This window comes from Bifidobacterium vespertilionis (assembly GCF_008698145.1).
Lineage (GTDB): Bacteria > Actinomycetota > Actinomycetes > Actinomycetales > Bifidobacteriaceae > Bifidobacterium > Bifidobacterium vespertilionis.
Map to the genome: position 1 here is coordinate 87,428 of NZ_RZNZ01000007.1, position 22,486 is coordinate 109,913.

14 protein-coding genes and 1 tRNA gene are annotated in these 22,486 nt (G+C 66.1%); 6 read left to right on the forward strand and 9 right to left on the reverse strand.

Annotated features, from left to right (window positions below; translation table 11 throughout):
* Positions 1 to 44: 44 nt before the first annotated feature.
* Both EMO90_RS06335 and EMO90_RS06340 read left to right on the forward strand, forming a co-directional pair.
* Positions 45 to 2,024: an ABC transporter ATP-binding protein gene (locus EMO90_RS06335; protein ID WP_223849808.1), complete on the forward strand. Its 1,980-nt coding sequence runs from the start codon at positions 45 to 47 to the stop codon at positions 2,022 to 2,024.
* Entirely contained in the window at positions 2,021 to 3,943 is a 1,923-nt protein-coding gene (locus EMO90_RS06340; RefSeq protein ID WP_150354614.1) for an ABC transporter ATP-binding protein, read from the forward strand. The genes EMO90_RS06335 and EMO90_RS06340 overlap by 4 nt, the downstream gene beginning before the upstream one ends.
* A 124-nt stretch (positions 3,944 to 4,067) precedes the next feature.
* On the opposite strand, the gene htpX is transcribed toward EMO90_RS06340, so the two are convergent.
* The 6 genes from htpX to EMO90_RS06365 form a co-directional block, all read right to left on the reverse strand.
* Positions 4,068 to 4,997, reverse strand: coding sequence for a zinc metalloprotease HtpX (gene htpX / locus EMO90_RS06345; RefSeq protein ID WP_150354615.1), 930 nt, complete (start codon positions 4,995 to 4,997; stop codon positions 4,068 to 4,070).
* 282 nt (positions 4,998 to 5,279) lie between these two features.
* Entirely contained in the window at positions 5,280 to 6,749 is a 1,470-nt protein-coding gene (locus EMO90_RS06350; protein WP_395952964.1) for an FAD-dependent oxidoreductase, read from the reverse strand.
* Positions 6,750 to 7,235: 486 nt separating this feature from the next.
* Positions 7,236 to 9,563, reverse strand: a complete 2,328-nt coding sequence (locus EMO90_RS06355; RefSeq protein WP_150354616.1) for a heavy metal translocating P-type ATPase — start codon at positions 9,561 to 9,563, stop codon at positions 7,236 to 7,238.
* 326 nt (positions 9,564 to 9,889) lie between these two features.
* Positions 9,890 to 11,464, reverse strand: a complete 1,575-nt coding sequence (locus tag EMO90_RS06360; RefSeq protein WP_223849809.1) for an MFS transporter — start codon at positions 11,462 to 11,464, stop codon at positions 9,890 to 9,892.
* Positions 11,465 to 11,599: 135 nt separating this feature from the next.
* Positions 11,600 to 11,770, reverse strand: coding sequence for a hypothetical protein (locus EMO90_RS12140; RefSeq protein ID WP_190972069.1), 171 nt, complete (start codon positions 11,768 to 11,770; stop codon positions 11,600 to 11,602).
* Positions 11,771 to 12,373: 603 nt separating this feature from the next.
* Complete coding sequence (locus tag EMO90_RS06365) at positions 12,374 to 14,299, reverse strand: S1C family serine protease (protein WP_150354617.1); 1,926 nt, start codon at positions 14,297 to 14,299, stop codon at positions 12,374 to 12,376.
* Between the two features lie 570 nt (positions 14,300 to 14,869).
* Here EMO90_RS06365 and tgt point away from each other — a divergent pair.
* On the forward strand, positions 14,870 to 16,171 hold the full coding sequence (gene tgt / locus EMO90_RS06370) for a tRNA guanosine(34) transglycosylase Tgt (protein ID WP_150354618.1): 1,302 nt from the start codon (positions 14,870 to 14,872) through the stop codon (positions 16,169 to 16,171).
* Between the two features lie 384 nt (positions 16,172 to 16,555).
* Here tgt and EMO90_RS06375 read toward each other — a convergent pair whose 3' ends face one another.
* A complete protein-coding gene (locus EMO90_RS06375; protein ID WP_223849810.1) occupies positions 16,556 to 17,497 on the reverse strand; it encodes an AEC family transporter in 942 nt (313 codons plus the stop codon).
* A gap of 318 nt (positions 17,498 to 17,815) precedes the next feature.
* Between EMO90_RS06375 and EMO90_RS06380 the strand changes: the two genes are divergently transcribed.
* The 3 genes from EMO90_RS06380 (at position 17,816) to EMO90_RS06390 (ending at position 18,680) form a co-directional block, all read left to right on the forward strand.
* Positions 17,816 to 17,898 (forward strand) — tRNA-Leu (locus EMO90_RS06380).
* Positions 17,899 to 18,042: 144 nt separating this feature from the next.
* Positions 18,043 to 18,303, forward strand: a complete 261-nt coding sequence (locus EMO90_RS06385) for an AbrB/MazE/SpoVT family DNA-binding domain-containing protein (protein ID WP_150354619.1) — start codon at positions 18,043 to 18,045, stop codon at positions 18,301 to 18,303.
* Positions 18,300 to 18,680, forward strand: a complete 381-nt coding sequence (locus tag EMO90_RS06390) for a type II toxin-antitoxin system PemK/MazF family toxin (RefSeq protein ID WP_150354620.1) — start codon at positions 18,300 to 18,302, stop codon at positions 18,678 to 18,680. Before EMO90_RS06385 ends, EMO90_RS06390 begins: the two co-directional genes overlap by 4 nt.
* A 123-nt stretch (positions 18,681 to 18,803) precedes the next feature.
* Here EMO90_RS06390 and EMO90_RS06395 read toward each other — a convergent pair whose 3' ends face one another.
* Together EMO90_RS06395 and EMO90_RS06400 are read right to left on the reverse strand one after the other, a co-directional pair.
* Positions 18,804 to 20,576, reverse strand: a complete 1,773-nt coding sequence (locus EMO90_RS06395; protein WP_223849811.1) for an ABC transporter family substrate-binding protein — start codon at positions 20,574 to 20,576, stop codon at positions 18,804 to 18,806.
* 91 nt (positions 20,577 to 20,667) lie between these two features.
* Positions 20,668 to 22,413, reverse strand: a complete 1,746-nt coding sequence (locus tag EMO90_RS06400) for a thiamine pyrophosphate-dependent enzyme (protein ID WP_150354621.1) — start codon at positions 22,411 to 22,413, stop codon at positions 20,668 to 20,670.
* Between the last annotated feature and the right edge of the window lie 73 nt (positions 22,414 to 22,486).

The window sequence follows — 22,486 nt, forward strand, 5'->3', positions numbered from 1 at the left end:
TCCTTTCCGCGTTAGAACGGACTCAACGCGGAAAGGAGGCGGCCATGGCAACCCACGGCAGCACGGAAGACCACGATGACCAAAGCGCCGGCACGGGCGGGCAAGCGGGCGGACAAGGCGTGAATGGACCCGATGCAAGCGCGCGCAGCACGACCAAACGCGGCGGCAAACTGCGGTACGGCATGTGGAGCAATACCCGGTTCATGCTGTCCATCGCATGGCGGGTGGCGCGCGGCGTTCCCTTCGCGGTCACGGCCATGGCGGTGGCCGCAGCGGGCATGACGATCACGGAACTGTTCATCGCGCCGATGATCCTGCATCGCATCGAAACGCATGCGACGGCGGGCGGCACGCTGCTCGCGATCGCGGGATTCACGGCCGTGCTTGCGGCGCTGCACGGGGTGCACGAGTATCTCGACACGTGCAAGGTGTTCGATCGCACGTCCGTGCGCGACGAACTGCTGTGGAGCATCGGGCGCAAGGTGGCGGGCACGTCGTACGTCAACACGCTGGACCCCGCGTTCCGCGCGGCGGAGCGCAAATGCAGCGATGCGTGCAACAGCAACTGGGCGCCCACCGAAAGGATTTGGAGCACGTGGACCGAGATCCTCACCAATGTGATCGGATTCGCGGCCTATGCGGCGGTGCTGGGCGGGCTGAGCCCGTGGCTGATGGGGGTGGTGATCCTGACCGCCGTGGCCGGGTACCTGCCCGGCAAGCGCATCAACGGGTGGGGATTCCGGCATCGCGCCCAGGAGCAGGCGACCATCAAGCGGTTCGAATACCTCAACGATCTGGGCAACAAGCGGGAGTATGCGAAGGATATCCGCATGTTCAATCTGCGCCCGTGGATCATGGAATTGCGGGCCGAAGCGCTGCGGGCGCTGGCGGGGTTCTACGCCAGGCGCGAGGCCAACGCCATGTGGGCGAACGTGATCGACGCGGCCCTCATGCTTCTGCGCAACGGCGTGGCGTACGCCTACCTGATCTGGCTGACCCTGGACCAAGGCCTGCCCGCCTCCCGGTTCCTGCTGTATTTCACCGCCGTGACCGGATTCGGCGCGTGGATCACCGGCATCCTCGACCAGTTCACGGAACTCGGCAAGGAAAGCCAGGACATCGCGCAGATCCGCGAATTCCTCGACTGGCCCGAACCCTTCAATCTCGGGACCGGCCGGCGGCTCGATCGCATCCCGGGGCACGTGTACCGGATCGGTCTGGAACACGTCTCCTACCGCTATCCCGGTGCCGATCGGGACACCCTGCACGATGTGACCCTCACCATCCACGCTGGCGAGCGGCTCGCCCTAGTGGGTCTCAACGGGGCGGGCAAGACCACGCTCGTCAAGCTTGTCTGCGGGTTCCTCGACCCGGATGCGGGCCGTGTCACGCTCGACGGGATCGACATCCGCCAGTACGATCGGCGCGACTACTACCGGCTGTTCGCCGCTGTGTTCCAGGATTTCAGCGTCCTGGACTCCACGATCGCGCAGAACGTGGCGCAAACGGTCGCGGACGCGGACCGGACCCGCGTGGTCGACTGTCTGGAACGATCGGGACTCGCGGAACTGGTGGCGGGTCTGCCGGGAGGGATGGACGCGCATCTGGGACGCGAGGTGTACGAGGATGGGGTGGAACTGTCCGGCGGGCAGATACAGCGGCTCATGCTCGCCCGCGCCCTGTACCGCGACGCGCCGATCCTCGTGCTCGACGAGCCGACCGCCGCGCTGGACCCGATCGCGGAGGACGACATCTACCGGCATTACGCGCGCATGACCAAGGGACGCACATCGGTGTTCATCTCGCACCGGCTGGCCTCCACCCGGTTCTGCGACCGGATCGTGCTGCTCGCGGACGGGCGGATCGCAGAACAGGGCACGCACGAGCAGCTTCTGTCCGCGGGCGGCGAGTACGCCCGGCTGTTCGGCACGCAAAGCAAGTACTACCGGGACAAACCCACGGCAAAACCACACACGGACACGGGCGGTGCGACGCAGCATCCGCAGGAAGGAGCACGGCGATGAACGCAGACACGCAAACCGCGACCAAGGAATACACGGACGAAGCCAGCAAGCCCACAACGCTCCGCGAGGCATGGCGGCTCAATCTACGCGCCCTGGGCCTGTATTGGCGGTACCGGCCCGGCTGGTTCGCCGCCATCACCATCAGCGCCCTGTTCGACGCTGCGTTCCCCTATGCGACGATCTGGCTGTCCGCGCGGCTGATCGACGAGCTCGCCGGAGCGCGCGACCTGGACCGTCTGCGCATGTGGGTGCTGCTGACCCTCGCGGTCGGACTGGCGCTGGGACTGGCATCCGCCGCCGCCAAGCACTGGGCGAATGCGGAAAACGGCGTGATCGAACCCGCCGGATACCAGACGATCCCGGACAAACTGCTCACCATGGACTATCCGCTCGTGGACGACGCGCATACGAGCGACGCCACCGCGCGCATCCAGCAGACCGATCATTTCACCGGCCGCGGGCAGCGCACCGCGCTGTGGATCTATCAGACCTCCATGCCCGCGGTGTTCCGGGTGTTCGGCGGCATCGGGCTTTCGGTCACTCTGTTCACCACGCCGGTGCCGGATTCCGCGGGCGCGGGCTGGCTCACGGCGCTCAACAGCCCGTGGCTGGGCGCGGTGGCCATCGGATTGATCGTGGCGATCGTGCTGGCTTCGACGCTTCTGGCCGAACGCGGCGAACGATACTGGGATGTGCTGGACAAGGAGGGCCGATTCGGCAACCGCGTGTTCCGGTTCTTCAGCTACCTGTACCAGGACGCCAAACGCGCGCTGGACCTGCGCATCTACCGTCAGTACGAGGAGGTGGCGCTGCCGTTCCAGAAGGCCAACGAGCCGTGGGATCTGAACGGGCCGTTCGGCCGCGTCCTGTACCGGCGCATGGCCCCGCTGCTCGGCGCGGGCGCGGCATGCGCATCGCTCATCACCGGCGTGGCCTACACCTACGTGTGCCTCAAGGCCCTGGGCGGGGCGTTCGGCGTGGGAGCCGTCACCCAATACGTGGGCGCGATCACCACCATGTTCGCCGGCGTCTCGAAACTGTTCGAGATGGGCGTGCAGGTCAAGGCGAACGGGCCGTTCCTGCGGCGGCTGTTCGATTTTCTGGACACGCCGAACACGATGTACCAGGGCAGCCTGACCACGGAGAAGCGCACGGACCGCCAGTATGACGTGGAATTCCGCGACGTGTCCTTCCGATACCCCGGCGCCCCGACCGGCACATGGGCCCTGCGCCACGTCAACCTCAGGTTCCGCATCGGCGGCCGGCTCGCGGTGGTGGGCGAGAACGGGTCCGGCAAGACCACGTTCATCAAGCTCCTCGCCCGTCTCTACGACCCGACCGAGGGCCGGATTCTGCTCAACGGCATCGACATCCGCAAATATCGGTACGACGAATACATGCGCCTGTTCTCAGTGGTCTTCCAGGATTTCCGCCTCCTCGCCCTGCCGCTGGACCAGAACGTGGCAGCGAGCGCGCACTACGATCCCGCACTCGTGCGCGACTGCCTGGAGCGTGCCGATCTGGCCGACCGGATTACCGACTTGCCCGAGGGACTCAACACGCCCCTGTACCGCGAGCTCGACGAACACGGGGTGGACGTGTCCGGCGGGGAGGCGCAGAAGATCGCCATCGCCCGCGCCCTGTACCGCGACGCCCCGTTCATCGTGCTCGACGAGCCGACCGCCGCCTTGGACCCGGTCGCGGAGGCGGCCATCTACGCCCGGTTCGACCGGATCGCCACCGATCGGACCGCCGTGTACATCAGCCACCGCCTGTCCTCATGCCGGTTCTGCGACGAGATCGCCGTGTTCGACCGCGGGCGGATCGTGCAGACCGGCACGCACGATGAGCTGGTTCGCGAGACCGCGGGCAAGTACCGGCAGCTCTGGCAAGCGCAGGCGCAGTACTACCGCAAGTGACGTCGCCCACTGGCCGGGCCGCGACCGAGAATCGGCGCCCCGGGCCGCCCCGCCAGCCGGCGGGGAACCGGCACCAAGCCGCCCCGCCGCCAGTCTTCGGAGCTCACTTGTCAGTCGGCGAGCCTCACTGATAGGGAATCTGCGTGGCGGAGGACATCTCCTGGCTCATCTGCATGAGGCGCGCGATGCGCTCGGAGGTGGGCGGGTGTGTGGAAAACAGTCGGCTGAATCCGCCGTCACGGAACGGGTTGGCGATCATCATGGCCGCGGCCGACTGGGTGCCGGCGGTCTGTCGCATCGGGGCCATGCCGATGCCGGTTTCGATCTTGTTGAGCGCGGATGCGAGGGCCATCGGGTCGCCCGTGAGGCGGCTGCCGTCCTCGTCGGCGTCGAATTCGCGGGTGCGGCTGATCGCCATCTGGATGAGCGAGGCGCCGATCGGGGCCAGGATCGCGCTGGCCAGCACGCCGATCAGCCCCAATCCGCCGCCGTTGCCCTCGCGATCGTCGCGCGAGCCGCCGCCGAAGTACATGAGCGAGTAGCCCAGATAGGTGATCACAGTGGCCATGGCGGAGGCCACCGCGGAGGTGAGGATGTCCCGGTTGTAAACGTGCATGAGCTCGTGGCCCAGCACGCCGCGCAGTTCGCGCTCGTTGAGCAGCTGGAGGATGCCCTGCGTGCAGCAGACGGCCGCGTGATGCTCGTTGCGGCCGGTGGCGAAGGCGTTGGGGCTCATGGTGGGCGCGACGTAGATGCGCGGCATGGGGCGGCCGGCCCGCGCGGACAGTTCGCGCACGATCCGGTAGAGTTCGGGGGCCTGGGCCTCGGAGACCTCGCGGGCGCCCATGGAGGCGATGGCGATGCGGTCGGAGAACCAGTAGGACATGAACGTGGTGCCGAGGCCGATGAGGATGTACACGCCGAGCGTGCCGCGGCTGCCGCCCGTGGCCCACCAGATCAGCATGATGATGGCCCACATCAGCCCGAATAACAGCGTGGTCTTCAGCCCGTTGAAGTGGCCGTGCACGCGCAACTGCCCTGTCTGCCCATTCATATTCCCCAGACTACGGAACGACGCTGTGATTTTTCTGGGCGTTGCCTAGGGATGCCTTGGGGCGAGGTCCCTCTTCGCTCAGGATGACGAAAGCTGTCATCCTGAGCGGAGCGCGCAGCGCGCAGTCGAAGGATCCTTTATCACCTCACACAAAGTCACAATGCACAAGGCTAAGGATCCTTCGACTCGGCCCTTCGGGCTTCGCTCAGGATGACGGGAGAGCCATCCGCCTCCCTCAGGATGACGGGAGGGCCATCCGCCACCCCTAGGATGACGGCACGATCAGGCGTGGGCGAGCTCGCGCATCTGGGCGGGCTCGATCACCTTCTTGTGCTCGCGGCCCTCCTTGGCGCCCTCGGCGCGCTCGAAGGCGTCGACCTTCTTCCAGCCGGCGAAGTCGATCGGCCGGATGCCACGGCCTTCCAGCAGGCGGTCAATGGACTCCGGATCGCGATCGGGCGCCACGCGGCCACCCTCAGCGGCCTTGGCCAGATCCTCGAGCATGTTCGTCACGATCGCGAGCGCGTCGGACTTGGTGGAGCCGATCAGGCCCACCGGGCCGCGCTTGGCCCAACCGGTGGCGTACAGACGCTCGCGGATCTCGCCGCCATCCGGCTCGGTGGTGATGCGGCCGTCGCCGTTCGCGTTTGCCAGATGCGCGCCCTTGGCGTCGTAGGCGATGCCGGGGGCCTCGGCGGGCTGGTAGCCGATCGCGTGGTACACGGCCTCGACCGGGTAGTCGGTGAACTCGCCGGCGCGGTGCATCTTGCCGTCGGCGCCGGTTTCGGTGCGCTCCACGCGGATCGCGGTCACCTTGCCGTCCTCGCCCAGGATCTCGGTGGGCGCGGAGTTGAAGTGCACGTAGTACTTGCGGTCCGCGGGGTTGCCCTCGAAGTCGACGTCGCCGTCGTCCTCCATGTCCTCGGCCATTTCGCGGATGGTGTACAGCTCCTCCACCATCTGGCGGGTGAGCTTGTCCTTCTGGGCCACCTCGATGGTGTCGTCGTCCAGTTCGAAGTCGTCCTCGTTGATGATGAGCTGCACGCCCGGCAGCTTCTCCATCTCGCGCAGCTCCTGCACGCTGAACTTGGCCTGGGCCACGCCGCGGCGGATGAACAGGTGGAGCTCCTTGGCCTTGTTGGCCTGGATGCCGGCGTACACGTTGTCTGGGATGTCGGTCTTGGCCTTCAGGTCGTCCGCGTTGCGCATGAGCTCGCGGGCCACATCCATGGCCACGTTGCCGCCGCCGATCACGGCCACCTTCTCGGCGGTGAGCGGCCACTCGCGGGCGCCCGTGGGGTAGCCGTCGTACCATTCGACGAACTTGGCGGCGCCGTACACGCCTTCGAGGTCCGCGCCGGGGATGCGCAGTGGCTTATCCTTGACGGCGCCGGTGGCGAACAGCACGGCGTCGTAGCGGGCGAGGAGGTCCTCGAGGGTCACGTCCTTGCCGAACTCCACGTCGCAGTAGAGGTGGATGTCCGGGTTGTCGAGCGTCTTCTCGAGGGCGTCGGCGATGAACTTGATGGAGGGGTGGTCGGGGGCCACGCCGTAGCGGACCAGGCCGAAGGGCACCGGCAGCTTTTCGAACAGGTCGATGCGGGCCTGCGTGCCAAGGCCCAGGCCCTCGCCCAGCTTCCTCAGCTGGCGCAGGAAGATGTCGGAGGAGTACACACCGGCGGGACCGGCGCCAATGACGGCGATGCGGAGCTCATTCGCGATGTTTTCAGCAGTATTCGAAGATTCAGTCACAGATCACAGCCTATCGCAACCCGGCGGATCGGGGAAGGGGTTGGCCACAGGGTTCTCGGGGCCTGACCTGTCCGCCGCGGGGAGGATATCCGCGCATCTGGGGCGGATTTGACGGTTGGGGCTGGCGACTTACCGGCGGCTTATTGGCGACTTATTGTCCACAGCCAGCCACGCGCCAGTCACTCGCCGGCCACGCGCTGGCCCCACGCTGGCTATTCGCCGAAGTGGGGGCGGATTTCGGCATGTGCAGAATGCTATACATCAAAGTGGGGGCGTCCCGCAGTGGGTCCCAGGCGTCGAGGTCCACGGAATTTCGCGGAAATCGCCATGCTTCCACATGGTTTCGGCGCGTTTTGGCGCGTGCAGGCGCCCCCACTTTGATGTATAGCGCTGTGCAACCGGCGAAATCCGCCCCCACTTTGCTATATAGCCCGCCCCGAGTCGGCTCGGGCTACCAGCCCGGCTCTCAGTGCCGAGCACCGGCGCTCAGTCCCGGTCGAGGACGGCGGTCAGCGCCCACAGGATGCTCACCACGTCGATGCCCTCCTGCAGGAACGCGCCCACGACCACCGGAATGATGTCGAAGGCCGCCGCGACCATGCCCACGACCGCGAGCGCCAGACCGAGCAGCACCGCCTGCAGCATCACGCGGCGGGTTCGGCGTGCGATGGCGATGGACTGCGGCACGGCGGAGATGCTGTCGTTCATGATCACGATCTGCGCGGACTCGGAGGCGGCCGTGGATGTGCCGTCGGTCATGGCCACGCCGAGGTCGGCCGCGGCCAGGACAGGGGCGTCATTCACGCCGTCGCCGACCATCATGGTCACCGCGCGGGAATTGCGGGCACCGCGAGGTCCCGGCTCGCCGCCAGCCGCGCGGACCGCCTCGACCTTATCCTCCGGGAACAGCTCGGCGCGCACGTCGTCGATCCCCACTTCCCCGGCGATGACTTTGGCGGAGGCCTTCTTGTCGCCGGTGAGCATGGTGACCGCGCGCACGCCGAGCGCGCGCAGGCGCCCGACCGCGGCCTTGGCGTCGGCGCGCGGCACATCGCGCAGCACAATGCGGGCGACAAGCACGCCATCCACGGACACGTAGGACGCCATCTCGTCCGGCTGCAGCATGCCGAAGCGGGTGCGGATGGCCGCGTTGGAGCGGCTGGGGTCCGTCGCACCGGCCGCAGCCGCAGCCGCACCCGCGACCGGCTGGAACCCGTCGGCCGCCGCATTGGCGAACGAGAGCCTGCCCACGCGCACGTCATGCCCATTCACCTCGCCGGCCACGCCATGCCCAGACTCCTCATGGATGTTCCGGACCACCGGGTAGTCGCGCAGGGACAGCCCGTCGATCCCGGAGGCGTCACCGGTTCCGAACCGCCCGTCGCCCGCCACGAATTCCGGGCACGCGCGCCGCCCGTCGTCGAACCGCTCGCGCAGACGGCCCATGGCCTGGGCGCCGGCCTTCGCGATGCCCTTGGACAGAATGTGCACGGAGTAGCCCTCCACCACGCCGGCCAGCATGAGCACATGGTCCCCATCGAGCTGGGTAGGGGCGCCCGGCAGCATCTCCACGCGCACGACCTGCGGCTGCTTGACGGTAAGCGTGCCGGTCTTGTCGAAGAACACGTGCGTCACGCGCCCCAGCCTCTCGAGCACGTCCTGCGTCTTGATGAGCACGCCGGTCTTAGCGAGCCGCCCGGTGCCGGCCACATACGCCACGGGCGCGGCGATCAGCAGCGGGCACGGCGTGGCGAGCACGAGCACCTGCGCGAACCGGGTCGGCGTGCCGGCGAACCACCACGCCAGACCGGCGATGATCAAGGACAGCACGGTGAAGGGCACGGCCAGCCGGTCGGCGGTTTTCACCACGGCCGGCCTCGATTCCCTGGCCCCGGCAACGAGTTCGAGGATGTGCTGGTACTGCGATTCGGCGGCGGGCTTGGCCGCGCGCATGGTCAGTGTGGTCGATCCGTTGATCGCGCCGGACATCACGCGCGCACCGGCGAAGACCTCGCGGGGCAGGGGCTCGCCGTTGATGTTCGACAGGTCGAGCGTGGCCGATCCGCTCAGCAGCGTGCCGTCGACGGGCACCGTTTCGCCGGGCAGCACCACGAGCGCATCGCCGACAGCCACGTCCTCCACGGGCACGGTGCGGAAATGATTCGCGCCGGATGCGGCCGCGCCCCCTGATCCATCCGGGTCAAACGCAAACCCAGCCGGCCGAGCCAACGACCCGGCCGCCCCAGCCATCACATGACGGAAGCCCTGCTCATCCCCTTCACCGCGATCCGCCCGATTCTCCGCCGCGCTGCCGCCCGCTGCCGCGCTCACGCCTGCGCCCGCCCCCACGCCCGGCAGTGCGACCACATGAGCCACCCGCGGCGCGGCCTGCATCAGCGCGGTCAGGCTGCCTTCCGCGGCGGACTGCGCATACCCCTCGATCGCCTCGCCCGACGCGATCATCAGCGTGACCGCCCAGGCCGCCCAGTACTCTCCCACACACAGCGTGGACAGGATCGCCATGATCGCCAGCAGATCGATGCCCACCTGGCCATGGCGCAGATCGTCGATCATGCCCAACAGGGTGTCCACCACCGTGTACACCACCAGCACGATCACCACCCACTGCCCCATGCTCGGGTTGGGGGACATCCCCCACAGGCCCAACTGGCCCCACGGTGCCGCGGCTCCCCACGGCCGCCAATCCCACAGCATGGCAAGCGGCACCGCCGCGGCCACCACCACGGGCAGTAGGGGTACAAGTTTGCAGATTTCGACGGTCTTGCCGACGATTGTGCCAATCGAGGCGCGCATGGGAAACTCCTTACGCTGGTATCCGGGCCGTCCGCACGGGCCGCAACCGCGCGACCACAGGCGGCACAAGCCACCACAAGTCCCACGGTCGCTTACAACGCGCGACCGGCTAATTGCCTGTCACGCCTTGTTAAACCCATCGCTGCGGAAGACCTTGAACCACCCGCCCAGCCACTGGCCGGCGAACAGCTCGGCATCCCCGCCTCGATACACGGCGTAAAGATTCGCCCCCAATATAACAAGCCCCCGCGAACAACGCCAATCGGCGCGCCACGGGGGCTTGGGCAGGATCACGGGTCAACGCGATGAAGGGACCCGTCACACGCCTACATCTCGGGCTTGGCCGGCCAGAGGCTCTCGTACGGATGACCGGTGAGCTCCTCGCACACCTTGCGGGCCTCCGGCGTCACATCGGCCTTGGATCCGCCGGCCTCCAGACGCTCGATCTCGTCCTTGAGCACCTGATGGGTCTCGCGGTTCAGGAACACCATGCGGGACAGGACCAGCGCCGCCACGATGAACACCAGCGTGCCGATCAGGAACACCAGGCCGATGCCCATGCGCACGTCGTCCGGCGTGGTGCCGTAGTTCTTCATGGCCTTGGCGTCGTAGCCGGTGAACGCGAGCAGCAGGCCGGCGGCCCAAGTGGCGATCGCGCCCGTGGACTTGCGGAAGAAGGTCATTACGGAGGCGTACAGGCCGGTGCGATCGGCGCGGGTCATGATGTAGTCCACATCGGCCATGAACGGGAACAGGTTCCACGGGGTGAACTCGAGCAGCGCGCGGCCGCACTGGTAGACCAGCGAGACGACCAGCAGGATCGCGAACGGGGAATCGAGCCTGAGCAGCCAGGTCACGCCGTAGCCGACCATGGAGACGATGACCAGCCAGTACGACAGGCGGAACAGGTAGCGCGGGCCGTGCGACACCATGAGCGGCACGGCGCCGATCGTCACGAGGATGCCGACGATCGACAGCGCCTGGAACGTCCACGCCCAGCTCTCCTGGCTGCCGTACACGCAGCACACGATGAACGTGGGCAGCAGCGTGGAGTAGAAGTCCTTGCCAGTGAAGGACAGCAGGTAGACGCCCAGATGCACGCGGAACGCCTTGTTGCGGAAGGTGTCGCGGTAGCCGCGGATCGACAGTTTCAGGAATTCGAGCGTGGACAGGCTCGGGCGGGCATCGAGCTCGGTCAGGAACTCCGGGGTGAGCGGGCGCTCCCAGGTGCCGCGGTAGGTGACGAAGATCGCGACCACGAACAGGATGGTCCACGCGACGCCGGCGATCAGGTAGGCGTTGGGGTTGTTGGCCTGCTTGAGCGCGGCGAGGATCAGGAAGACCATGGCCGTGCCGGTGGCGGAGATGATCATGCGCGAGCCGGACAGGACCGTGCGCTCGCGGTAGTCTCGGGTCATCTCGGTGGGCAGGCACTCCCACGGCACGAGCATCATGGCGATGATCATCTCCATCGCCACGTACACCACAAGGTAGTACCAGAAGTTCGGCTGGCCGTCCGCGCCCTGCACGTTAATCCAGAACAGCGGGAAGACCGCCAGGAACATCACGCCGCCGATGAGGATGAAGAAGTGGCGGCGGCCGAACAGCTTGCCCAGGCGGGTGCGGTAGAACTCGTCGGTGATCTGGCCCAGCACCAGATTCCACACGCAGTCGACGATGCGCCCGGCCGCGGCGATCGTGCCCGCGAGCGCGGGGTTAAAGCCCTGCGCGAGTGTGAGATAGGCGAAGATGACGCCGGAGACGATGTTGTTCCAGCCGCCGCCCATCAGGTCCATCATGCCGTACATCAGACCGCGCTTGACGTTGATCGGGCGCGGGGTGTACACCCACCGCTTGGTCAGGTCGACGTTCGCGCCGTCGCCATTGCCGGATTGCCGCATTGCTTCCTCTTTTCAGTGCGTTCCAGATCGCTTGCGAACCGTTTCAGTTCGCCGGCCGCCCCTCAGCGGCCCGCTCCATAGCTTAGGACTCTGAAACGAGTCAGAATGACGATCCGGGCGCGTAAATCCTTTTACTTATTGGTGATAGAGGACGCTGCCGGCACGCGAGGCCGACGGGCTTGATTGCGTACCGAGCATGATCGCGCTGATTTTCTGCGGTTTTCGATGATTTGCAATACCTGAAACGATCAAAATGTGATCACGGTCACAACGGGCTTCCTGCGGGGCAACACCATGCAATTGCATGATGTTGCCTTGGGTGGGATGGGACTTTGAGGCTCCCTTTGAGTGGATGGGGCACGACGAGGTGCGACGGAGCACGGTGATCGGCCATACGATTTCGCAACTCGGGCTGCTGCGACGAGGGGCGTGACGAGGAGCGTGACTTGGGGCGTGACATGGTGTGTTTGTGACATGGCGTGTGACCTGGCGTGCCCACCCCGTGTCACACGGGACTCAAAATGGCGGAATTCCAAGGGTTTTCGGACCCCACCCCACGTCACACCACACACCGCGTCACACCCCATGTCACAACACACCCCGGGTCACACGCCCCGTCACGGATACGACCATCCGGCAATCCGTCATCCTGAGCGCAGCGCACAGCGCGAAGTCGAAGGATCCTTGGCATTTTTCACCAAATCAAGGCTTCCGATTGGTGCGGGAAGTTAAAGATCCTTCGCTTCGCTCAGGATGACGGCGGGAGAAGCGCACCGCACCATCGAGCCCACTCCAACGCAAAAGGCGGCCGGCCCTGCAAAGGGACCGACCGCCTTCGGATTCACCGGCTCGGCGCGGAATCAGTCATGCACTGCCCCGCGCCGAACCATGCGGCTTGCACCGTTCGAATCAGTTGCCGGAATTTCCGGAGTTGCCGAAGCCGAACAGCTGACCGAACGGATCGCTCAGGCCACCGTTATCGCCGTAGCCGTTACCCGAGTTGCCGTTGCCGGAGTTGCCATAGCCATTGCCGTTGTTGCCGTTGTTCTGGCTGTTGCCATTGCCGGAGCCGTTCGAGCCATTGTTCGAGTTCGAGCTGCTGGAGCCGTTCACCGTGGTCTCCTCCTGATCGAGCGTCACGGTCACGTCGAGCGTCTTGCCATCGCGCACCAGCGTGATCTTGGCGGTGTCGCCCAGCGCGGAGGCGCGGACGTAGCCGAGCAGCGAGTAGACGTCGGACACGGTGTTGTCGTTGTAGCCCACGATCACGTCGCCGGCCTTGATGCCCGCCTTGGCGGCCGGACCGGAGGCGTTGGAGACGGAATCGATGGTGGCGCCGGCGCGGGTCACGCCATCGGCGGTGGCGGTGCCGGTCTTCACCTGCACGCCCAGGGCCACGTGCTGGACCTTGCCGTTCTTGACGATCTCATCGGCCACGCGCTTGACCAGGTTCGCGGGGATCGCGAAGCCGATGCCGATCGAGCCGGCGGACGAGCTGGAGGTGGCGGTGGAGGCGATCGACGAGTTGATGCCGATCACCTGGCCGGCCGCGTTGAACGTCGGGCCACCGGAGTTGCCGGGGTTGATGGCCGCGTCGATCTGCACGGCGTTCGTCACGATGTCCGAATTGGTCTCGCTGTCGGTCACGGTCACCGGGCGGTTGAGCGCGGAGACGATGCCGGTGGTCGCGGTGTTCTCGTAGCCGAGCGGGTTGCCGATCGCCATCACGTCCTCGCCCACGGCCAGCTCATCGGAGTCGGCGAAGGTCACGGCCTTGAGGTCGCTCGGCGGATTGTCCAGCTTGATGACCGCGAGGTCGGTGGTGGTGTCCGTGCCCACGATCTGCGCGCTGTACAGGTTGCCGTTGGACAGCGTGACCGTGATCTTCTGCGCGCCCTCGACCACGTGGTTGTTGGTCACGATGTGGCCGTCGGTGTCGATGATCGCGCCGGAGCCCTTGCCGGTGCCGTTGGAGATCGTGGTGGTGATGGACACCACCGAGGAGGACACGTTGGACGCGATGGTCTTCCAGTCGGGCGCCTCTCCGGTGGTCGCCGTGGCGGAGCCGGAGCCGGTCTTGGAGCCAACGCTGTTGAGGTTGGACGACGTCGGCACGCTGATGAAGCCACTGGTGATGCCCGCCCAGCCGAGGCCGAGCATCAGGGCCGCGGCGACCAAAGCCGCGATGACCGCCGTCAGGATCGTGGTGGTGGAGCCCTTGCCGCCGCGGCCGTTCTGCGGGCCCTGAGGCAAAGGCTGGCCGGCCATGCCGGGCAGGTACGGGCCGTTCGGGGCCTGCGGGGGCACCGGGCCGTTCTGCGGGACATTCTGGGCGTTCGGATTCTGCGGGCCGTTCGGGGTGTTCGAATTCTGCGCATTCGTGTTCTGCGCGCCGAACGGGTTGAATCCCGCAAAGCCCTGGTGCGAGGCGTTGTCCTGCTTGGGCTTTTCCGGTTCCGGCGCACCGAAGGGATATGGGTTGAACGGGCCCTGGGGCATCCTCTGGCCATACGCGGGCTGACCGGGCTGGGCGGCCGGCGCCGTCGGGGCGACGGGCTGTTGCGGCGTGGCGGGGGTCGCCGGGGCGGCGGACGACGCGGACGACGCAGCGGGCTCGGCGGGCGCTGCCGGAGCCGGGGCGCCAAACTGCGGCACGGCCGGAGTGGGCGGCAACTGCGTGGTCGGCTGATCCTCGTTCACCGCGGATGCCGGCGCGGGCAGCGTCTGGGTGGGCTGCTCGTTCTCATGGGTTTCGTTCTTGGTGTTCGCATCGTTCGAGTCCGAAGTCGAATCGCCCTGCGGCGTCAACCAGGGCTTCTGCTGATCGTCAGCCATATTGTGCTCCTTAAATTCCTGATCGCTTTGGTTGCCATTCCCGGCATCGCCTCCGCGAACCGCTACCTAAGAGTAAAGGCACTTGCTCTGGAAGTTTCCTGAATGTTCTTTGAAAGGGGCTGTGGAATCTTCCGTCAGTTTCGCGAATATCGGCGGCGGATGGAGGAATCGGAAGATGGGACGTCCTCGGAGCCGGCAGGCGGACGACCACACGCCCGGATCCGCCCGGATCCGCCCAGTCGACGGCACAACTGGGCAGATCGGGCTCTCCGATTCGCTCCGATTCGCAAACTGGGCAGATCCAGTCATCTGGACCCCCAAATCGGCCGGTTCCCGACCAGATCTGCCCAGTTTGCCAAAATGGCGTCCTACTTTGCCCAGTCTGCACATGCCATGCCCGGATCTGCCCAGTTCTGGGCCCCGCCCATCCACGGAACTCGAATTTCCAATCCAGACCGTTGGAATTCAGCCAGTCGGATTCAGAAATTCGAGTTCCGTGGATGGGATGGCGGAGAATGACAGCCCGGAACGATCGGCCCGCCAACCCGCCCGGCCCGCTACAGTGGAGCCATGACGTCATTACTGGAACACCCCCGCGGCGCCGAACCGGGCAAGCCCGGCGATCGCAGCGCCTTCTCCTTCGAGACCATCACGCGACTGCCCAACACCGCCGACGGACTGGGCCGCGACGGCGCGCGCTACGGCCGCACCGGCATCATCCACACCCCGCATGGAGACATCAGAACCCCCGCGTTCGTCCCCGTGGGCACGCAGGCCGCCATGAAGGGCGTGCTGCCCGAGCAGATGAAGGAGTTGGGCGCGCAATGCCTGCTCGCCAACGCCTTCCACCTGTTCGAGCGCCCGGGCGAGGACACGCTCGATCTGGCCGGCGGACTCGCGCGCTACATGAACTGGGACGGCCCCACCTACACCGATTCCGGCGGCTTTCAGGTGCTCTCGCTCGGCGCCGGCTTCAAGAAGACGCTCGCCATGGACGTGACCGGGCTCAAGTCCGACGATGTGATCGCCGAAGGCAAGCAGCGCCTCGCATTCGTGGACGAGGACGGCGTGACCTTCAAGTCGCCCCTCAACGGCGACGAGCACCGCTTCTCCGCGGAGATCTCGATGGGCATCCAGCACAAGCTCGGCGCGGACATCATGTTCGCCTTCGACGAACTGACCACGCTCATGAACACGCGGTCGTACCAGGAGGAGTCCGTGGAGCGCACGTTCCGATGGGCGCGTCGCTGCGTGGCGGAGCACCAGCGGCTCACCGAAGCGCGCCTTGGCAAGCCGTATCAGGCGCTGTTCGGCGTGGTGCAGGGCGCGAACTACGAGGATCTGCGCCGGCGCGCGGCCTCGCAGATCGCCTCGCTCGACTTCGACGGCGTGGGCATCGGCGGCGCGATCGAAAAGCGCATCCTGGGACAGACCTGTGCGTGGATCTGCGACGAGATGCCGGAGGACCGCCCGCGTCACGTACTGGGCATCGCGGCCGTGGACGACATCTTCGCCGCGGTGGAGAACGGCGGCGACACGTTCGATTGCGTGGCCCCCGCCCGGTGCGCCCGCAACGGCGCGGTATTCACGCGCGACGGCCGATGGAACATCAAGCGCGCGCAGTTCAAGAACGACTTCTCCCCCATCGAGGCCGATTGCGACTGCTACACGTGCCGCCACTACTCGCGATCCTACGTGGATCACCTGCTGCGCGCCCGCGAATACAACGGCTTCACGCTGGCCACGATCCACAACGAGCGGTTCTTTGTGCGCCTGCTCGACGAGATCCGCGCGTCGATCGACGGCGGCTACTTCGACGACTACAAGCGCGAGACGCTGGCCCGGTTCTATGCGAATGGGTCGCGTGGCTGAGCCGTAAAGCCGGCAGTCCGGTGGACTGCCGGTAGGCGAAGCCCGAGCCGCCACCACGGCGGCGAGGGTCGAATTGAGTCTCATCCGAAGGACGAGTCCCTAATTGCAGGGCCGAAGGCGAGTCTCAACGTCATCCTGAGCGGAGCCGCGACTCAGTGCGCGATGACGAAGGATCCTTCAGCTTCGCTCAGGATGACGTTGATACTGGTTAGACGGGGAAAGACCCATACCGTCATCCTGAGCGGAGCGCAGAGCGCGCAGCCGAAGGATCCTTCGTCATTACGCACTGGCCATTGGTGCGGGAACGTTAAGGATCCTTCGACTTCGCCCTATCGGGCTTCGCTCAGGATGACGAGGGGGCTGCACATCGTCATCCTGAGCACATCACCCCAGCAGCCACGCGATCACGAAGATGAACAGCGGCGACGACAGCGTGCTCACCAGAATGCCGTCGCGCGCCAGTCGCATGCCCACTTCGTAGCGCGAGGCGTAGTTGTACACGTTCTGCGCGGTCGGCAGGGCGGCGAGCACCACGCACGCGTAGAGATCGGCGCCGCGGAAGCCCATGAGGAAGTAGGCGAGCAGGAACGCGACGATTGGCATGACCGCGTTCTTGAGCAGGGCCGCCGTGATCGTGGCTACGTAATCGGCGCCCTCACCGAACGGTTTCGAGTTGCGCAGCGACATGCCGAACGCCATCAGGATCAGCGGCACGGACGATCCGCCCACAATGTTGATCGGATCGTAGATGTAGCTCGGCACCACGAACCAGCCGGCCGCATCGCTGATCGCGGACGTGGCGATGCCGATCAGCACGCCGATCAGGATCGGCTGGTGGAGCGGCTGGCTCACGATCGCCTTCACGCTGATCGTGTCCTTGGTCGACAGATCGAGCATGGTCAGGGCGACCGGCGTGAACAGAATGCCCTGGATCAGCACGATCGGCGTGACCGCGGCCGGATCGCCCAGGATGTACGTGGCGATGGGCAGGCCGATGTTGTTCGCGTTCATGAACATGGAGATCAGCACGCCGATCGTCGCATCCGCCAGTTTGAGCCGGAAGAACGCCGCGTTGAGCGCCAGAAAGATCGCGCCGGTGATCACCGCACACAGGATGGCCACGACGATGCTCGGCTTGAACACATCGCTCAGATGCTCCTTGGACAGCAGCGCGAACATCAGGCAGGGCGTGGAGACGAAGTAGCTGAACCGATTGAGCACCATTTGGGCGGTCGGCCCGCCGACCCGGCACCGCGCGGCGATGTAGCCGATCGCGATGATGATCCCGATGACGCAGAATCCCTGCATCGCGGCAATGAGTCCCATGCATTCCTCCTTGGCCGACTATTGGCCGACTGTTGGCCCTCCGACTGGCTGCGCGCGTTCCGACGATGCGATCCGGCCGCGCGACACGATCGCACGCTCCGGGTTACGCATGGTTCACGATGCCGCAGATGCGCGGCATGGGCGCGATGGGGTGCCGGAATGCGGGCATTACGGCGGACTGCAAGGGCGCGCAAGGCGCGTGCAAGGTGCGGCAGGGCGCACGCAAGGACTGGGACGGTACGCGCGAAAGGCGAAAATAGGCGCGACACGCCGAGATTAGGCATTCCGCGAGAGTGGTGGTAAGTTATCACATTGTTCGCGAGTGTGGCGGAATGGTAGACGCGCTGTCTTCAGGTGGCAGTGAGTGTATGCTCGTGGGGGTTCAACTCCCCCCACTCGCACGCGGATCGGAAGCCCCGGAGGCGTTGGAAATACAGCGCTCCGGGGCTTTTCCGTATGCGGGACCAATAGGAAGCCATCCACTTGCACCATCCGTGATGTATATACTGGGATATACATATCATCGTTGTAGGAGGTGATGAGCGATGACCACACTCACACTCAGCAAGTGGGGCAACGCCCAGGGCGTGCGTCTGCCCAAGGACATGCGCGAACAGGTGGGCATGCCCGACGGATCCCGTGTTGAGGCGACCATCGAGGACGGAGCCATCGTGCTTCGCCCGATTCGCACGGACGTCAGGATCATTCGGGTTCCGCGCCTTGCCGACGTATTCCGCAACCGCACCGAGGAATACAAGGCCACGGAGGAACTCGCAGGACCGGCCGTAGGCAAGGAAGCCCTATGACCGCTTGGAAATACGGAGACGTTCTCCTGGCCGACCTCGACCCATCAAAGGGCCATGAGCAGAGGAAGCGCCGCCCCGTGGTCGTGGTGAGCAACGACGATTTCAACCAAAATTGCAGTCTCACCGTCGTCATCGCAATCTCGCACGGACGCGGCGACTTCGAACTTCACCTGCCCATCACCGCCGTTCGGAGAGAGGATGGGGACGGATGGATTGACGGGTACGCGCAAATCGAGCAGATCCGCGCCCTTGACCTCGAAGAACGCAATCCCGTCAGAATCGGCCGCCTCAAAGAGGAGGACATGGATCAGATCACCGGGACACTCATCAGCTGCTACATCCAGCCCGAAATGATGGTCATCCCGAGCTACGCATAGCGGGACCAATAGGAAGCCGACCACGGAACGCGCGCATTTTCCGCGCAGGTGTTGGCATCAAGCCATTCCTGCGAAAATATCCGTGTTCCGTGGTCGGCAACATGGCCGGCAACGCCCGCAAGCTCACGCCTGCCAGCCGATGTCCTCCGTGTGGAACAGCGGGATGCCGTCGGAGCTGGAGGAGAAGCCGGCGGGGCCGAAGTTCGCGAGGCCCTCCTTGACCGCGAGGGTGATGGGCGGCGCGGCGTACGGGATCTGCGCGTACTGCTCCTGCGCCTTCTTTTCGGCCTCGTTGAAGTTCCTGATCGCCTCAGCCTGGTCCTTGGTGGCGGTGAGGGCCTTGAGCCTTTCATCGTTCTCCGCGCTGCCGGTGAAGGACAGGTTGGCCTGCGACGTGGAGCAGTACACCTGGCAGGCGGACACGTAGTTGAACGGGTCGCCGGAGGCGTAGCCGAGGCCGACGATCTGGAAGTCGCCGGTGGACAGGGTGGTCGAGAAGTCGTTCGAGGCCCTGATGTCGCCCTCGATCCTGATGCCCGCGTCCTTGCCCATCTTGATGATCGCGTTGGCGATGGCCTTGGTGGTCGCCGCATCGGAGAACGTGGTGTACTTCACGGACACGGTCTGGCCGTCCTTGGCGTAGTAGCCATCGGAGCCCATCGTGTAGCCGGCCGCCTCAAGCGTCTTTTTCGCGTTGTCCGCGGAGAAGGCGGCGTCGGTGGGCATGTTGTCCTCGTAGCCCGCGCGGAAGGTGGGGATCAGGGCCGATCCGGGCAGCGCGTCGGGCGTCCAGTCGATGCCGGCGTAGCTGATGTTGGCCAGGCTCTGACGGTCGATCGCCTGCACGATCGCCTTGCGCACGGCCACGTCCGGCACGTTCTTCGCGTTGATCGTGTACGTGCTCACCGAGGTGCCGTACGATCGGCGCAACTGCACGCCGCTCATGTCCTTGACGGTCTTGAGCAGGTTCGCGCCGGCCGCCGCCACGTCGATCTCCCCGTTCTGGAAGGCGTTGGCCTGGGCCGCGTCCTCCATCTGGCGGAACGTGATCTTGTCCAGCTTCGCCTTGTTGCCCCACCACTTCTCATTGGGCACGAACGTCACCTGCGAATCGTCGAGCGATCCGATCTTGTACGGGCCGGCGCCCCACTCTGAATGCGGGTTCTTCTGCCAGCCGTTGGTGAAGACGTCGGCCGACGCGGACTGCGGGGGCAGCAGGCTGGAGAACAGGGTCTGGTACGGGTAGAAGGGGGTCTTGAAGGTGACCTTGACCTCCTTGTCCGTGGCGCCGCGCTCCACGGATGCGATGTTGCTGTAGCCGTCGGTGGTGGAGGGGCTGTAGGCCGGATCGGCGCCGCTCATGGCCTTCCATGTGGAGACGAAGGCGGTGTAGTCGATCGGCGTGCCGTCGTTCCAGGCGGCCTTGCCGTTCAGGGTGTACACGATCGTCTCCGGGCTGTCGCTCGTCTGCTCCACCTTGGTCAGGTAGTCGGCGTTCGGCTCCACGTCGCCGCCGTCGGGCGAGTACGTGTACAGCTGCGGCATGTAGAACGCCCACAGGTCGGCCATGCTGGTGGTGTTGCCGGCGATCGTGAAGCGGTTCCAGTCGGGGCCGATCTCGCCGATCGCGAGGTTCAGCGTGCCGCCGTCCTTGACCTTGTCGCGGGCAAGCGTGTTGTTGTAGGCCTTGCCCTGCACCGGCTTGGGGAAGCTGCCGGAGTAGTTCGACGGCACGCCCGCGGATGGCTCTTCGGAGACCGCGGCCCCGGTTCCGTTGGCGGCGTTGGTGCTGCCATTGCCCCCGCAGGCGGCGAGGGCGACGATGGTGGCCATGGATGCCACGATCGCGGCAAGCCTGACGGCCGCCGTGGTGATTCGCATTGGGTTCGATCGCATGATGCGCTCCTTTCGGATTGCGATGCCGGGTTGGATTGCGATGTGAAGCTCTTAGTCTTGGGTTCCGGGCCGCGGTACGAAACGGGCCACGTCATGCCGTGGCGCCGGGCCGGGGCACGCGATCGGCATGCGGCGGCAGCGCGGGCGGGGTGGGCAGGCCTTCGTGCACCAGATTCCACGGCGAGGGGAAATCTGCCACGGGCACCTCGATCAGCGTGGGCGTGCGGGAGGCGAGCGCGCGTTCCAGCACACGGCCCAGCTCCTCCGGATCGAAGGCGCGGGCGTGGGCGATGCCGAACGCGGCGGCGAGCTGCATGTAGTCGGGATCGGTGAGGTCGGATGAGAACACGCGGCCGCCATAGTTGCCGTTCTGGATGCGCCGGACGTTGCCGTAGTAGCCGTCGTTGAACACGATCTCCACGAGCGGCAGACCGTAGCGGCGCATGGTGGACAGCTCCTGCATGGTCCAGGAGAAGCCGCCGTCGCCGCTCACGGACACCACGCGGCGATCGGGCGCGGCCGCCTGCACGCCGAGCGCGGTGGCGAAGCCGAAGCCCAGCGTGCCCTCGTAGCCGGGGCCGATGTACGTTTCGGGGCTGTGGCGGGGCATGCAGATCGCCGCCGCGTAACCGATCTGCGTGTATTCGCTCACGAACACGCCATCCTTGCCGAGCGCACGACCGATCGCATCGAGCCAGGCGCGCTGCGGATCGAGTTGGGACAGGGCCTTGTTGGTCCAGGCGCGGGCTGCGGCGATTTCGGCGGCGCGATCGGGACGGGCGGGACGGGCGGCGGCCGAGGCGGCCGGGGCGTTGGCTTCGCCCTGCGGGCTGTCCCCGCTCAGCAGCCGGACCAGCCCCTCAAGTGCGAGCCGGGCGTCGGCATGCACGGCGACAGCGATCTGTTCGGTTCGCGGACCGCCCAGATCGGCCTCATCCACGTTGATGTCCACCACGGGCACGCCGTTGGTGTTGAGCGCGCCGCCGAAGCTGCCCACGAAGCGTGTGCCGACCGCGATGATCAGATCGGCGGTTTCGCGCAGGGTGCGGAAGGCGACCTGATCGAAGGCGAGCGGATCGTCGGCGTCGATGGCACCGCGGCCATTCTCGGTGACGACCACGGGAGCGCCGAGCAGATGGGCCAGATCGGTCAGCGCCTGCCGGGCACCCTCGCCGGAGGCCCGCACGCCGCCGCCAGCATAGATGATCGGACGATCGGCCGCGGCGATGCGATCGGCCGCCTTGGCGAGCGCGTCAGGACTGGGCGTGACGGGCGACGTAGGTACGTAGCCGGGAATGGGCAGATCGGGGGTGACGGGGGCGGCCAGCACATCGGGCGGGAATTCCAGAACCACCGGGCGCGGGCGGCCGGTGCGCAGCTGACGGAACGCCTCGGCCACCAGTTCCGGGATGTCCTCGGCCTTCGTGGCCATCGCATGCCATTTGCACAGTTTGTCGATGATGCCGGTCTGGTCGGGCAGCTCATGCAGCACGCCGTCCCCCTTGCCGATCTGCCAGGAGTCGATCTGCCCGCTGATGAGCAGGACGCGCGAGTTGGTGGCGTAGGCGGTGGCCAGTCCCGCGAGCGCATTGAGCAGGCCGGGACCGGGCACGACCATGCCCACGCCCTCGCGGTGCGAGCTGCGCGCGTAGCCGTCGGCCATGTAGGTAACGGCCTGCTCGTTGCGCGCGCAAATGAAACGGATGCGGTCCTTGCGAAAGTACAGCGCGTCGCAGGCCGGGTCCAGCTGCACGCCCGGGATGCCGAAAATCGTGTCCACGCCCTGCGCGATCAGGGATTCGGCGAGCGCATCGCCGCCGATGGCAAATCTGGTCATATGTCCTCCTGCATGCGGGCGGAGGGGCGACCTCCGCCGTTGGTACGATCAAACTAGCATAATGATTATTACG

Bases quoted from the DNA above. Each gene is read 5' to 3' on its own strand.
- EMO90_RS06335 (WP_223849808.1), top strand. From the start codon at position 45: ATGGCAACCCACGGCAGCACGGAAGACCACGATGACCAAAGCGCCGGC.
- EMO90_RS06340 (WP_150354614.1), top strand. From the start codon at position 2,021: ATGAACGCAGACACGCAAACCGCGACCAAGGAATACACGGACGAAGCC.
- htpX (WP_150354615.1), bottom strand. From the start codon at position 4,997: ATGAATGGGCAGACAGGGCAGTTGCGCGTGCACGGCCACTTCAACGGG.
- EMO90_RS06355 (WP_150354616.1), bottom strand. From the start codon at position 9,563: ATGCGCGCCTCGATTGGCACAATCGTCGGCAAGACCGTCGAAATCTGC.
- EMO90_RS06360 (WP_223849809.1), bottom strand. From the start codon at position 11,464: ATGCGGCAATCCGGCAATGGCGACGGCGCGAACGTCGACCTGACCAAG.
- EMO90_RS12140 (WP_190972069.1), bottom strand. From the start codon at position 11,770: ATGCAATTGCATGGTGTTGCCCCGCAGGAAGCCCGTTGTGACCGTGAT.
- EMO90_RS06365 (WP_150354617.1), bottom strand. From the start codon at position 14,299: ATGGCTGACGATCAGCAGAAGCCCTGGTTGACGCCGCAGGGCGATTCG.
- tgt (WP_150354618.1), top strand. From the start codon at position 14,870: ATGACGTCATTACTGGAACACCCCCGCGGCGCCGAACCGGGCAAGCCC.
- EMO90_RS06375 (WP_223849810.1), bottom strand. From the start codon at position 17,497: ATGGGACTCATTGCCGCGATGCAGGGATTCTGCGTCATCGGGATCATC.
- EMO90_RS06385 (WP_150354619.1), top strand. From the start codon at position 18,043: ATGACCACACTCACACTCAGCAAGTGGGGCAACGCCCAGGGCGTGCGT.
- EMO90_RS06390 (WP_150354620.1), top strand. From the start codon at position 18,300: ATGACCGCTTGGAAATACGGAGACGTTCTCCTGGCCGACCTCGACCCA.
- EMO90_RS06395 (WP_223849811.1), bottom strand. From the start codon at position 20,576: ATGCGATCGAACCCAATGCGAATCACCACGGCGGCCGTCAGGCTTGCC.
- EMO90_RS06400 (WP_150354621.1), bottom strand. From the start codon at position 22,413: ATGACCAGATTTGCCATCGGCGGCGATGCGCTCGCCGAATCCCTGATC.